This window comes from Helicobacter pylori HUP-B14 (assembly GCF_000259235.1).
In the GTDB taxonomy this organism is placed as follows: domain Bacteria; phylum Campylobacterota; class Campylobacteria; order Campylobacterales; family Helicobacteraceae; genus Helicobacter; species Helicobacter pylori_CU.
This window is the reverse complement of record NC_017733.1, coordinates 1,217,468-1,230,533: the sequence shown is the minus strand read 5'-3', so window position 1 is coordinate 1,230,533 and position 13,066 is coordinate 1,217,468. Positions and strand designations below refer to the sequence as shown.

13 protein-coding genes and 1 pseudogene are annotated in these 13,066 nt (G+C 39.1%); 5 read left to right on the top strand and 9 right to left on the bottom strand.

All coding sequences use genetic code 11. From position 1 onward, the window contains the following. Window positions 1-6 precede the first annotated feature (6 nt). The 6 genes from folP to HPB14_RS05840 form a co-directional block, all read right to left on the bottom strand. A complete protein-coding gene (folP, locus tag HPB14_RS05865; protein ID WP_000636028.1) occupies window positions 7-1,161 on the bottom strand; it encodes a dihydropteroate synthase in 1,155 nt (384 codons plus the stop codon). Continuing rightward, window positions 1,158-1,814 carry a DNA polymerase III subunit delta' gene (locus HPB14_RS05860; protein WP_000793454.1) on the bottom strand — a complete coding sequence of 219 codons (657 nt, stop codon included), beginning with the start codon at window positions 1,812-1,814 and terminating at the stop codon, window positions 1,158-1,160. Before HPB14_RS05860 ends, folP begins: the two co-directional genes overlap by 4 nt. Then, the gene (locus tag HPB14_RS05855) at window positions 1,811-2,353 is read right to left on the bottom strand and encodes a HobA family DNA replication regulator (RefSeq protein ID WP_000788269.1); all 543 of its coding nucleotides are present in this window, start codon (window positions 2,351-2,353) and stop codon (window positions 1,811-1,813) included. Before HPB14_RS05855 ends, HPB14_RS05860 begins: the two co-directional genes overlap by 4 nt. Further along, the gene (locus HPB14_RS05850) at window positions 2,350-3,567 is read right to left on the bottom strand and encodes an aspartate kinase (protein WP_000909673.1); all 1,218 of its coding nucleotides are present in this window, start codon (window positions 3,565-3,567) and stop codon (window positions 2,350-2,352) included. Before HPB14_RS05850 ends, HPB14_RS05855 begins: the two co-directional genes overlap by 4 nt. Before the next feature lies 1 nt (window position 3,568). Next, window positions 3,569-4,036, bottom strand: coding sequence for an RNA pyrophosphohydrolase (locus tag HPB14_RS05845; RefSeq protein ID WP_000902571.1), 468 nt, complete (start codon window positions 4,034-4,036; stop codon window positions 3,569-3,571). A gap of 160 nt (window positions 4,037-4,196) precedes the next feature. After that, window positions 4,197-4,487: a c-type cytochrome gene (locus HPB14_RS05840; RefSeq protein WP_000756023.1), complete on the bottom strand. Its 291-nt coding sequence runs from the start codon at window positions 4,485-4,487 to the stop codon at window positions 4,197-4,199. A 95-nt stretch (window positions 4,488-4,582) separates the two neighbouring features. Between HPB14_RS05840 and hemW the strand changes: the two genes are divergently transcribed. Next, window positions 4,583-5,620, top strand: coding sequence for a radical SAM family heme chaperone HemW (gene hemW / locus HPB14_RS05835; protein ID WP_014658517.1), 1,038 nt, complete (start codon window positions 4,583-4,585; stop codon window positions 5,618-5,620). 45 nt (window positions 5,621-5,665) lie between these two features. Here the strand turns inward: hemW and crcB are convergent, their stop codons facing one another. From crcB to HPB14_RS05820, 3 genes are read right to left on the bottom strand one after another with little or no spacing between them, the layout of a single operon-like run. Next, window positions 5,666-6,058, bottom strand: a complete 393-nt coding sequence (gene crcB, locus HPB14_RS05830; RefSeq protein WP_001054952.1) for a fluoride efflux transporter CrcB — start codon at window positions 6,056-6,058, stop codon at window positions 5,666-5,668. A gap of 46 nt (window positions 6,059-6,104) precedes the next feature. Then, entirely contained in the window at window positions 6,105-6,785 is a 681-nt protein-coding gene (locus HPB14_RS05825; protein ID WP_001207060.1) for a uroporphyrinogen-III synthase, read from the bottom strand. 2 nt (window positions 6,786-6,787) lie between these two features. Then, window positions 6,788-7,120 (bottom strand): rhodanese-like domain-containing protein, encoded by a 333-nt coding sequence (locus HPB14_RS05820; RefSeq protein WP_000888808.1) that lies wholly within the window; start codon window positions 7,118-7,120, stop codon window positions 6,788-6,790. 71 nt (window positions 7,121-7,191) lie between these two features. Here HPB14_RS05820 and HPB14_RS05815 point away from each other — a divergent pair. From HPB14_RS05815 to purD, 4 genes and pseudogenes are all read left to right on the top strand, one after another. Beyond that, window positions 7,192-10,033 (top strand): annotated as a pseudogene (locus HPB14_RS05815) (FAD-binding and (Fe-S)-binding domain-containing protein). A gap of 39 nt (window positions 10,034-10,072) precedes the next feature. After that, window positions 10,073-10,780 carry a di-trans,poly-cis-decaprenylcistransferase gene (locus HPB14_RS05810; protein ID WP_000370687.1) on the top strand — a complete coding sequence of 236 codons (708 nt, stop codon included), beginning with the start codon at window positions 10,073-10,075 and terminating at the stop codon, window positions 10,778-10,780. After that, window positions 10,774-11,460: an ABC transporter ATP-binding protein gene (locus tag HPB14_RS05805; RefSeq protein ID WP_000959633.1), complete on the top strand. Its 687-nt coding sequence runs from the start codon at window positions 10,774-10,776 to the stop codon at window positions 11,458-11,460. Before HPB14_RS05810 ends, HPB14_RS05805 begins: the two co-directional genes overlap by 7 nt. 313 nt (window positions 11,461-11,773) lie before the next feature. Beyond that, window positions 11,774-13,048, top strand: a complete 1,275-nt coding sequence (gene purD, locus HPB14_RS05800; protein WP_000654421.1) for a phosphoribosylamine--glycine ligase — start codon at window positions 11,774-11,776, stop codon at window positions 13,046-13,048. Window positions 13,049-13,066 lie beyond the last annotated feature (18 nt).

Here is a 13,066-nt window from a genome sequence, read left to right as displayed (position 1 = left end):
CAAAACTCAAATTTGGGTTCGATCCGTTTCTTCCAAACTCTTAAACACCTTGATGAGATCGATATGCTCATCAATATCATGCACTCTTAAAATACTCGCTCCGTTTTGCAGCGCCATTAAATGCAAACTCAAAGTGCCAGCGAGCCGGTCTTGAACTTCACGCCCGGTGATAATCCCGATCGTGTTTTTACGGCTCGCTCCCACCAATAGGGGTTTTTTGAATTTAAGAAAGTGGCTTAAATGCTTGATTAAGGCTAGATTATGCTCTTTTAATTTAGCGAATCCAAACCCAATATCTAAAATAATATCTTGAAGCGCGTATTTTTCTAAAATCTCTAGTTTTTCCTTAAAAAAGCGATCCATTTCATCAAATAAATTGTGGTAAAAAACATTTTCTTGCATGTCTTTGGGGGTTTTTTGAGCGTGCATTAAAACGCAAGTGGGCTTGTAATCTCGTGCGACTTCTAGCATTGCAGCGCTATTAAAACCGCTCACATCATTAAGGATGGAAAAATAATGCTCCAAAGCCATTTGCGCGGTTGTGGCATGGTAGGTGTCTATGCTGAATTGAGCGCATTGGTAGAGTTTTTGGGATTTGATTTCTAATAAAATTTCTTTTAAGCGATCTTGCTCTATTTTTGGATCAATGATTTCACTCTCTGGCCTTGAACTGGCCGCGCCTATATCAATGAGCGTGATACCCTTTTCTAGCAATTGATAGATTTCTTCAAGCGCTTTTTTACTATCAAACCGGCTCTTTTCATAGAAACTATCCGGCGTGAGATTCAAGATTGCCATGATCTGTGGGTTGTTAGGTTTTTTAGCTTTGAGGTGGCTTTTTAATTCTTGCGCTAAATTTTTAAGCCCAAAGGGTTGGGAATGGCACTTAACAATAAGGCGTTCTAATTGGTTAGCGCTCGCAACCAACACCCCATCATAAAAAGGCTCTTTAGCTAAAATACAATCTCTTGGCGTGGCAAAATCGCCCCCAACGCTTATGGCCTCTTGCTTTAAAATGAGCACAGCGCTTAAGGGCAGGTGTTGGATTTCAAAAACAAAGCTAACGCCTTTTTGGTGCATATGGTTTTGCGCGATCTTTTCTGGGCCTATTTTTTGCAGAGCGTTTTTGAGCGCATCAAGGTTAAGGCGTTTTACAATCATGGCGTTTTCTTTTTAGATAAAAGGCTTAAAAGTAGGGGTAAAAGATTGTAGCTGAGCTTGTAATAAGAGCTGTTAGCCTTGATCGCTAAATCAAAGGCTTGCAATTCTTGCTCGCTCAAATAGATTTGGTGTCTGTGAATACTCTCTAATAAGCTTTCAATCCTTTCTCTCTGATTTTCTCTGGAATCAAAATTTTCTTTGTCTAAATTTTTTAAAAACGCATAAATATCTTTCAAATCCAGCCTGGACAAATCCAAATCTAAAGGTTTTAGGGGGATTTTCTGGCGTTTGTCTTCTTTGATTAGGCGGGATTTAATGGTGGCTAAAACATGGTTTGGGCTTTTAGCGAACATGATAAAACAAACGTTATTCGGGGGTTCTTCTAAGATTTTTAAAAGCGCGTTTTGGGCTTCTGTGCCATAACTGGGTGCGGCGATTAAAAAGGCGTTTAATTCGCTGTGTTTGAGGTTGGCTTTGGAAATGACTTCTTTAGCATGCTCTATTTTAAAATCCTTGTTAAAAGTTTTGATCACCTTTTTGTCTTTTTCAATGATCTCGGTGTAGAATTTAATGTGGTGTTCAAAAAGGCTTGCAGCCTCTTCTAGGCTCTCTTCAAGATTGTCCGTATAAATGAGGCGGTTGAGGTTTTTCACAAAGTAACCTTATTGTATAGCGCGCTAAAAAGCGCGTTTTCAAAGAGTTTGAAGAGTTGCAATAATTTATAATCTAACAAACTATCATGCTCTTTTAAAAGCAAGCAATCTTCTTTAAGTTCTTCAAAAAGCCATAAAAAACTAGGGATTTTACTCAATAGTAAGGTTTTCAAGCCTTCATTTTCAATTTTCCCAACATGCCAAAACATGGGGTTTTGATAAGTCATCTCTATGGTGGCCAGAGAGAGATTCGCATCGTTTTTAGGGTAGAAAGAAGAAGCGTTAAAATCAATGACGGACAATAAGGGGCGCTCTTTTAAGTCTTTAGGGTTGAGATTAGAGAGAATGTAGTTTAAAAACCAGCGCCTAGAAGAATCCGCGCTCACCAACAGCGATCCGCCATTAAGCACATGCGAGATGGTTTGCGCGATGAGTTTGGCATAGCTTGATCGTTCTAATTCCAACCACCCGCTTTGTTGAGCGATAAACTCCCCTTGATCGCGCACAAATTCCTTGATCCAGTCGTAGAAATTTTTCATTGATCTAATTGATACACCGCATGCAAAGTTCTAACGGCTAATTCAGCGTATTTAATGTCAATCAAAACCGAAATTTTAATCTCGCTTGTAGAAATCATCATGATATTGATATTGTCTTTGGCTAGGGCTTTAAAAGCGATACTCGCTACCCCAGAATGCGACTTCATGCCCACGCCCACTATGGAAACTTTAGCGATATTTTCATCATAATCAATGGAATCCATTTGCACTAAAAAAGGCTTTAAGGCTTGCTTGGTTTCTTCTATTTGGGTTTTAACGATCGTAAAATCCAAATCGGTTTTGCCGTCTCTGCCGATCGTTTGGACGATCATATCCACATTAATGCGATACTCCGCTAAAGCGCCAAAGATTTCAGCGGCAATGCCAGGCCGATCTTCCACGCCTTCCATGCTCACACGAGCCTGATTCTTATCCAATGCGATCCCACTCACTATAGGGGTTTCCATGCGTTCTCCTTTAAAGTCTTTTTCAGCCACAATGAGCGTGCCTTCGCTATGGTTAAACGAATTGCGAGTCACTAATTTCACGCTGAGCTTTTTGGCTAATTCTACCGAGCGGTTTAACAACACTTTAGCCCCCATAGAAGCCAATTCAAGCATTTCATCATAGCTGATTTGCGTGATTTTTTGAGCCTTTTCTTCAATGCGCGGATCGGTGGTATAAACGCCATCCACATCCGTATAGATTTCGCACAGATCCGCTTTTAAAGCCCCGGCCAAAGCGACCGCGCTCAAATCGCTCCCCCCACGCCCTAAAGTCGTTGTTTCGCCTTGAATATCAGCGCCTTGAAACCCAGCAATCACCACAATGTAGTTTTTTTCTAAAAGCTCTGTGATGCGTTTGGTGTCAATGGATTGGATCACAGCGTTTTGAAAATGCGAACTGGTTAAAATGCCCGCTTCTTTCCCGCTCAAGGAAATGGCTCTATGCCCATACCTCTCTAACGCCATGCTCAAAGCCGCGCTTGAAATCCATTCCCCCACGCTCACAATCCTGTCCATTTCCCGCTTGTTAGGGTTATGGCTAAAATTCTTGCCAAATTCTAAAAGCCTGTCGGTTTCGCCGCTCATCGCAGAAACCACCACCACGACTTGATGCCCTAATTTAACGCTTTCTAAAACCCTTTGAGCGACATTGTGGATCCTTTCTATACTACCCATGCTCGTGCCGCCGTATTTTTGAACGATTAACACCCTATAAATACCCCTCTTTTCTAAAATAAGCGATGACTTGGCGGTACACTTGGCGTTTGAAAGGGACGATTTTTTTAAGCAAATCCTTAAGATGGATGAATTGATAAGCCCTAAATTCTGGCGTGTGTTTGTTCAGATCAATGTTGTTAGCATGCTTTAGGCGCACTAAAAAATAGCGTTGTTTTTGCCCGTCAAACGAATAAAATTTATGCTCCATGTTGCTTGGGAAATCATAAGCGATCCATCTGGGGTATTGCGCTAAAATCTCTATTTTATTCGTGCCAATTTCTTCTAATAATTCTCTATGGAGCGCTTCTAAAGGGGTTTCGCCCTCATCAATGCCCCCTTGGGGGAATTGCCACGCCCCTTTAATATCTATGCGCTCGGCGATAAAAACTTCGCATGCGTTAGGGTAGTCTGGCGACATGATAATGGCCGCAACATTAGGACGATATTTTTTATGTAGCATAGGTCTTTATTTTAGCTCTTTCTTGTGTGATTAAGATGGTATTATAGTGTATGCTGGCTTTAAGTAGGGTTAAGAATGCCATTAAAATCAAAAATTAAGAAAAAAGGGTTTGAAACTCATTTTAATAGCGCCCAAATAACGCTACTAAAATTGAGGGAGTTTATTTGAGGGTGGGGATGTATTTGGCTAAAGCTTTGATGTCTTCATCGCTTAATTTTTTAGCTTGCGCGGTCATGACAGGATTCTTATTAGCACCGCTTTTAAAATCCATAAGATCTTTTTCAATTTCTGCTTCACTCATCATGTTGACGATTTTGCTTTTGCCTAAAGCTTTCTTTTCAAACTTGACCCCATGGCAAGCGGCACAACCTTTTGCAAGAGCTTTAACATCGGTTGCCATCAAAGCGTTTGCGAACGCTAAAACGCCTAAAGCCACAATAACCTTTTTCATTGTTTGTCTCCTTAATTACCAAAATAATCATAAAATGATACAATTACAAGTTTAAGCTTTGCTTAAAAAATGAAATGAAAATGGGAGAAATAAATATGATATTATACATTCATATCCCCTTTTGTGAAAATAAATGCGGTTATTGCGCTTTCAATTCCTATGAAAATAAGCATGGACTAAAAGAAGAATACACTCAAGCGTTGTGCCTGGATTTAAAGCATGCCTTAAGCCAAACTGACGAACCAATTGAAAGTATTTTTATTGGCGGTGGCACGCCTAACACTTTAAGCGTGGAGTCTTTTGAAAGGATTTTTGAAAGCATTCATCAACATGCTTGCTTGAGTATGGAATGTGAGATCACCACTGAAGCTAACCCCGAATTGATTACTAAAGCTTGGTGTCAAGGCTTAAAAGATTTAGGGATCAACCGCTTGAGTTTAGGGGTGCAAAGTTTTAGGGAAGATAAATTATTGTTTTTAGAGCGCCAACATTCCAAAAATATCGCTCCCGTGATAGAAACCATTTTAAAAAGCGGGATTGAAAATGTCAGCATTGATTTGATTTATAACACCCCATTAGACAATGAAAATTCTTTAAAAGAAGAACTAAAACTCGCCAAAGAACTCCCTATCAACCACTTGAGCGCTTACGCTTTGAGCGTTGAAAAAAACACGAATTTAGAAAAAAACGCCAAAAAACCCTCATGCACCAATTTTGACAATGTGGTGAGAGAAACTTTAGAGGGCTTTTCTTTCAAGCAATACGAAGTGTCTAATTATGCTAGAAATTATCAAGTCAAGCACAATTTAGCTTACTGGGGGGCTAAAGATTATTTAGGGTGTGGGGCTGGGGCTGTAGGCTGCGTGGCGAATGAGCGTTTTTATGCGAAAAAACTCATAGAAAATTACATCAAAGACCCCTTAAAACGCCAAGTTGAGACGCTTAATAAACAAGACAAGCGCTTAGAAAAGCTGTTTTTGGGCTTGAGGTGCGTGCTGGGGGTTGAGCTTAGCTTGTTAGATGAAAATAAAGTAAAGTTTTTGATTGAAGAAAATAAGGCTTTCATTAAAAATAACCGATTGATAGCGAGCGATTTTTTCATGGCCGATGAAATGGCTTTGTGGCTGTTGTAAGGCTCTGCTTTAATCAAGTGTTAATGAAACGCTAGGAAGCGTTTTTTAATGAATGCCTACAAAATTTTTAGCTAAAAACCAACCAATGGCTACCCCAATAAGCCCTAAAAGGTTAGTGCCTAAGACATAAGAAATGGCTTCAAAGTATTGGGATTTTTGCAAGAGTTTTAAAGTGTCTAACCCATAAGAAGAAAAGGTCGTAAAACCCCCTAAAACTCCGGTAACAAAGAAAATCCCAAAATCATCGCCAAAAACTTTTTTAACAGCCAAATGCCCCATAAAGCCGATGACAAAACACCCTATGAGATTCACGCTAAAAGTCCCTAAAGGGAAACTTTCAAACATTAAAAATTTACTGGGCATCATTTTGCCCACAAAATACCTTAACGAACTCCCTATAGCCCCCCCTAAAGCGGCCCATAAAAAGACAAGATTCATGCATCATCCTTTAAAAAACCATTGAGAGCATTATAATAAGATATTTTTAACATTCCTTAACTCTCAAATTTAAAGCCAATTCTAAACACGCTTCTAAGGAAGGCTTTTGGGCAATATAGCTTGGAATGCCTTTCTCTTGCAAATAAAGAGCGGTCGTGTTGCCAATGCTTATAGCGGTGTAATTTTCTAAAAATTCAAAATAATGTAAAAAGGCTTTTGCATGGCTTATGGCGGTGAAAATAAGAACGCTCTTTTCTTTGGGTTTTAGGGCGTTTTGTTCGCTTAAAGTCAAATGTTTGAGCTTGTTTTCATAAACAACGGCTTGTTTAAGATTGATGCCATGCTCTAAAAGAATGGTGTCTAAAGAAGAGGCAATTTCTTTTGCCCTAAGATACAAAACGCTTTTTCCTTTCAATAAAGGAAGGATTTCTTTAGCGAACTCTTTGCCATGGGCTTTTTCCCCTATAAAGGCGACTTTAAAATGGTGATCTTGTAGAGTTTTGGCGGTGGGTTTGCTCAAAGCGTAAGCAGGAATGTTTTGTAACATTTTGAGTTTGGGGCTGTTTTTTAGGGTTTCTAGCAAGGAAAACACCGCATTTTTAGAAGTGAAAATCAGGGCGTTAAAAGGGGTTAAATCCAATTCTAAAGGATAGTAGCGCAATTCGTTTAAAATGAGAGTCTTATAAGGGGCGATTCTTTGAGAATGCACCCATACAATCTCCCTCATGCCTAGTTTTTTTTAGCGCAAGTGTCATCATAGACCATTCTAAAGCCGTATTTTTCAAAATCATAGACATTGCCCTCTAAATAATAGGGCGTATAGCCTAATTCATGCATGCTTTTAGCCGCATCTAAAGCCCTGCGACCAGCCCTGCAATGGAGCAACACTTTTTTATCTTTGTGCTTAGATAAAAAATCAGCGAGCTTTTCTTGGTCATTGACGCTAATGAGCGTAGCGTTAGGCAAATGCAATTCTTCATATTCGTCCAATTCGCGCACATCCACGACAATAAAATCATTGAAATTGACTTCTTCTAAACTGATTGCATAATCTTCAAGCATGTTTATCCTTAATTTTTAAAGTAAGGTTATGTTACAATGATTTGATAAATAGGAATGTTTAAGGAGTGTGCGTGGAAGAAAATTATCATGCTTTTTTTACCGAAGCGAGCGGGTTTTTAAACGAACGGATCTTTAAGGATTATTTACGCCGTTTGGCTTATGGCACTGACGCGTCATGTTATCGTTATATCCCTAAAATAGTCGCTTGGGTGAAAAATGAAGAAGAAATTCAAAAGCTTTGTGTTTTAGCTAAAAAGCATGGCGTTACATTGACTTTTAGAGCGGCTGGGAGTTCCTTATCAGGGCAGGCGAGCTGTGATGGGGTGCTAGTGGTGGTGGCGCATTTTTTCAAAGACGCTCACATTTTAGACAACGCTCAAAGCATTCAGCTTTCATGCGGAGTCATAGGAAGCCATGCGAACGCTTTATTAAAACCTTACCATAAAAAAAATAGGCCCGGATCCTGCTACGATAAACACCGCTATGATAGGGGGGATTGTCGCTAATAACGCTAGCGGAATGTGTTGCGGGGTGGAGCAAAACAGCTACAAAACCCTAAAATCCTTAAGAGTCATTTTAGCTGATGGCACTCTTTTAGACACGGCCAATCAAGAGAGCGTTGAGAGTTTCAAAAACGCGCGCAAGGATTTGATTGAAGGGGTTTTGAACTTAAGAAAAGAAATCTTAAAAGATAAAGAATTGCACGCTTTAATTAAGAAAAAATACGAGATCAAAAACACCACCGGCTACAGCTTAAACGCTCTCATTGATTTTGAAGATCCGATTGAAATCATCAGCCATTTATTCATAGGCTCTGAGGGGACTTTAGGCTTTATTTCAAGCGTGGGATTAGAATGCGTGAAAGACTACGCTTATAAAACTTGCGCGTTATTGTTTTATGAAAATTTAGAGCGATGCGCCAAAGCCGCTCAAATTCTAGCCGCCTTAAAAGCCAAACAACCAGAAATGATTTCTTCAGCAGAGCTTATGGATTATGCGTCCTTAAAAAGCGTGAAAAATTTAGAGGGCATGCCTAAAGTGATTTTAGAAATCAAAGAACCTAACGCATGCTTACTCATTCAAAGCGAAAGCGATGATCCTTTGATTTTAGAAAACAACATGCAAGCGATTTTAAACGCTTTGAGTGCGATACCGGTCGTTTTAGATTCTCAAATCAGTAGTGATCCTAACATTTATCAATCGTGGTGGAAGATCAGAAAAGGCATTTTCCCTATCGCAGCGTCAAAGAGAAAAAGCCAAAGCTCTGTGATCATTGAAGACGTGTGCTTCAGCAAAGAGGATTTTGTAGAAGGGGCAAAAGCGATTGAAGGGCTTTTAAAAAAACATGGTTTTAAGGATAATGGCATTATTTTTGGGCATGCGTTAAGCGGGAATTTGCATTTTGTCGTTACGCCGATTTTAGAAAATGAAGCTGAAAGGAGGGCGTTTGAAAATTTGGTTTCTGAGATGTTTTTAATGGTGAGTAAAAGCTCTGGCTCTATTAAAGCCGAACATGGCACAGGCAGGATGGTAGCCCCTTTTGTGGAAATGGAGTGGGGAGAAAAAGCCTATAAGATCCACAGACAAATCAAAGAATTGTTTGATCCTAATGGCTTTTTAAACCCTGATGTGATCATCACAAACGATAAAGAAATCCACACTAAAAATTTAAAGAGCATTTACCCTATTGAAGAGCATTTGGACATGTGCATGGAATGCGGGTTTTGTGAAAGGATTTGCCCTAGTAAAGATTTATCTTTAACGCCACGACAACGAATCGTTATCCACAGAGAGATAGAACGCTTAAAAGAAAGAGTGAGTCATGGGCATAATGAAGATCAAGTTTTATTAGATGAGCTTTTAAAAGAGTCTGAATATTTAGCGCATGCCACTTGCGCGGTGTGCCATATGTGCTCTATGCTATGCCCTTTAGAAATTGATACCGGAAAGATCGCTTTAAATTATTATCAAAAAAACCCTAAAGGCGAAAAGATCGCTTCAAAGATCCTTAATAACATGCAAACAACCACAAGCATGGCTCGTTTTTCTTTAAAAAGCGCTTTCGTGGTTCAAAAACTCATAGGCTCTCACAACTTAGTGAGCCTAACCAAAGGGATTAAAAAATTCATCAAGCCCTTCCCCAAAGCCTTTCATTACATGCCCAAAAACAACGCCTATCCTTTAGAAAATAAAACGCACAAAAGCGAAGAAAAAGTCATTTATTTCAGCACCTGCATCAACCGCTCGTTTGCTCCATCAACCAAAATGGCGGATAAAAGATGCATTCAAGAAGTGTTTGAATCCCTATGCCAAAAAGCCAAGGTTTCTGTGATGTATCCTAATGGATTGGACGCACTTTGTTGCGGGAAAGCCTTTATCAATTACACCGACTTAACCAAGCAAAACAACGAAAAAAACCATGCGATTTTTTTACAATTAAGCGATGAGGGAAAAATCCCCATTGTTTTAGACCATAGCGCATGTTCGACGCATTTTTTCAAGCAAATGAAAGCTTATAAGGATTTGAAAGTCTATGATTTGAGCGTCTATATTGAAGAAGTTCTAAGCCCAAAATTAAAATTCAACCCCATTAACGAAGACATAGGGTTATACACGATGTGCGCTTTAAAGTTAGAGAATAAAGAAGAATTGTTATTGAATTTGGCTAAAAAATGCACTTTAGGCGAGATTGTTATCCATAAAGAGACGGGTTGTTGCGGCTTTGCGGGGAATAAGGGCTTTTTCACCCCTGAACTAAACGAGAGCGCTTTAAACGGCTTTCAAGCGTTTTACCAATCCTATGATCTTAAAAGGGGCTTTTCCACTTCTAGCACTTGTGAAATTGGTTTGAGTGAAAAAACCCAATTCGCTTGGCAGCATATCGCTTATTTAGTGGATGCTTGCACGCTTTAATGGTGTATAATTAAAGAATTTCTTTAAAGGGTAAAGGCATTGGATAACACTCTCAAACACCTTGCCATTATTATGGATGGTAATGGCAGGTGGGCTAAATTAAAGAATAAAGCTAGGGCTTATGGGCATAAAAAGGGCGTAAAAACCCTTAAAGACATCACGATCTGGTGCGCTAACCATCAATTAGAATGCTTGACTCTATACGCTTTTTCTACAGAAAATTGGAAACGCCCTAAAAGTGAAGTGGATTTTTTGATGAAAATGCTTAAAAAATACCTTAAAGATGAGCGATCCACTTACTTGGATAATAACATACGCTTCAGGGCGATAGGGGATTTAGAGGGCTTTTCTAAAGAATTACGAGATACGATTTTACGGCTTGAAAACGATACCAAGCATTTTAAGGATTTTACGCAAGTTTTAGCTCTTAATTACGGATCTAAAAACGAGCTTTCAAGGGCGTTTAAAAGCTTGCTAGAGAGTCCACCTAGCAATATAAATAATAATATAGAAAGCTTGGAAAATGAAATCTCTCATCGTTTAGACACGCATGATTTACCGGAAGTGGATTTGTTGTTGCGAACAGGGGGGGAAATGCGCTTGTCTAATTTTTTATTGTGGCAGTCTAGTTATGCGGAATTGTTTTTCACGCCGATTTTATGGCCTGATTTCACCCCTAAAGATTTAGAAAATATCATTAGCGATTTTTACAAAAGAGTGCGCAAATTCGGGGAATTAAAATGCTAGTAGAAATAGAGAATTTGACTAAAACCTATGGGAGTTTAAAAGCGCTAGACAATATCAGTTTAAAATTACCTAAACAGCAATTTATAGGGCTTTTAGGCCCTAATGGGGCGGGTAAAACCACTCTGTTAAAAATTTTAGCCGGATTGAATTTGAACTATCAGGGGGAAGTGAAAATTTTAAATCAAAAGATCGGTATAGAGACTAAAAAAAGCGTGGCGTTTTTAAGCGATGGCGATTTTTTAGATCCTAAATTAACGCCTTTAAAAGCGATCGCTTTTTACAAGGATTTTTTTAGCGATTTTGATGAATCAAAAGCCCTAAATTTACTAAAACGCTTCAGTGTGCCTTTAAAAAGAGAGTTCAAAGCCCTTTCAAAAGGCATGAGGGAAAAATTACAGCTGATTTTAACCCTATCACGAAACGCTTCTTTGTATCTTTTTGATGAGCCGGTGGCTGGGATTGACCCTATCGCTAGAGAAGAGATTTTTGAGTTAATCGCTAAGGAGTTTAGCCAAAACGCAAGCTTGCTAGTCTCTACGCATTTGGTGGTGGATGTGGAAAAGTATTTAGACAGCGCGATTTTTTTAAAAGAAGCCAAAGTAATGGCTTTTGGGGATGTGGGGGAATTAAAAAAAGGGTATAGCAGTTTGGAGGTAGCGTATAAAGAAAGGCTGAAATAAATCAGTCAGTTTGTCTTAAAACGCCTAAACGCCAATCAAAACTATCACAGATTGTTGGAATATTTTTACATGGAATTTCTTTAAAATTTAAGTATAATTGTAAACATCGCCTGGATGATTCGTGTTTCTTATTTGATGGCAAGTTCGTTGAAAAAATAAGTTAGGCTAAGGTAGTGGTTTTTGTGTGATGGCATTTTTTAAATCTGCCCCTAAGAAAATCCTCCTAGCCTTATTAGTGTAGGTTTGTTGAACTTATGCGCATGTAAAAGTAGCGGTCATCTGGGTTTAAAAACAACCACATTTTAGGGAAGACATGAAAGATAACAACAACTATAATGTTTTAATTGTGGGGAATAAGGGGCGAGAGTATGCTTTGGCTCAAAGGCTTCAGCAAGATGAGCGAGTGAATGCTTTGTATTTTTGTTTGGGTAATGGTGGCACTCAAGATTTAGGCGAAAATCTGGAATGCGAGCATTACGAGCATATCGTGGAATTGGCCCTGAAAAAACAGATCCATTTAGCCATCATTTCAGAAGAAGAGCTTTTGGTTTTAGGGCTTACAGAGAGGTTAGAAAAAGCGGGTATTTTAGTGTTTGGGGCTTCTAAAGAAGCGGCTAAGTTAGAGGCTTCTAAAAGCTATATGAAAGCTTTTGTTAAAGAGTGCGGTATCAAAAGCGCGTCTTATTTTGAAACAAACGACTTAAAAGAAGCTCTCAGTTACATTCAAAACGCTTCCTTCCCCTTAGTGATTAAAGCGTTGAATAAAAACACAAGCATTGTCCATCAAGAAGAAGAAGCGATAAAAATCCTTGAAGACGCTTTCAAACAAAGCAATGAGCCTGTGATCATAGAGCCTTTTTTAGAGGGGTTTGAGCTTTCAGTTACAGCGCTCATAGCCAATGATGATTTTATCTTGTTGCCCTTTTGCCAAAACTACAAACGCTTATTAGAGGGGGATAACGGGGTCAATACAGGAGGTATGGGGGCCATCGCTCCTGCAAACTTTTTCTCTAATGAATTAGAAGAGAAAATAAAAAATCATATTTTTAAACCCACTTTAGAGAAACTTCAGGCTGACAACACGCCTTTTAAAGGGGTTTTACTCGCTGAAATTGTGGTTATAGAAGAAGAGGGCGTTTTAGAGCCGTATTTATTGGATTTTAGCGTGCGTTTTAAAGATATTGAATGCCAGACGATTTTACCCCTTTTAGAAAGCTCGCTTTTAGATTTGTGTTTGGCTACAGCCAAAGGGGAATTGCATTCTCTTGAATTGGTGTTTTCTAAAGAATTTGTGATGAGTGTGGCGCTTGTTTCTAGGAATTACCCCACTAGCTCTTCGCCCAAGCAAACCCTTTATATTGATCCGGTTGATGAAAAAAAGGGTCATTTGATTTTAGGGGAGGTGGAGCAGGATAATGGCGTGTTTGAAAGCAGTGGGGGGAGGGTGATCTTTGCCATTGGCAGAGGAAAATCCTTATTAGAGGCTAGAAACCATGCTTATGAAATCGCTCAAAAGGTGCATTTTGAAGGCATGTTTTATCGCAAGGACATTGGTTTTAAGGTGTTGGATTTGAAAGAATATTCTTAAAGGTTAAAGTTTAAGACA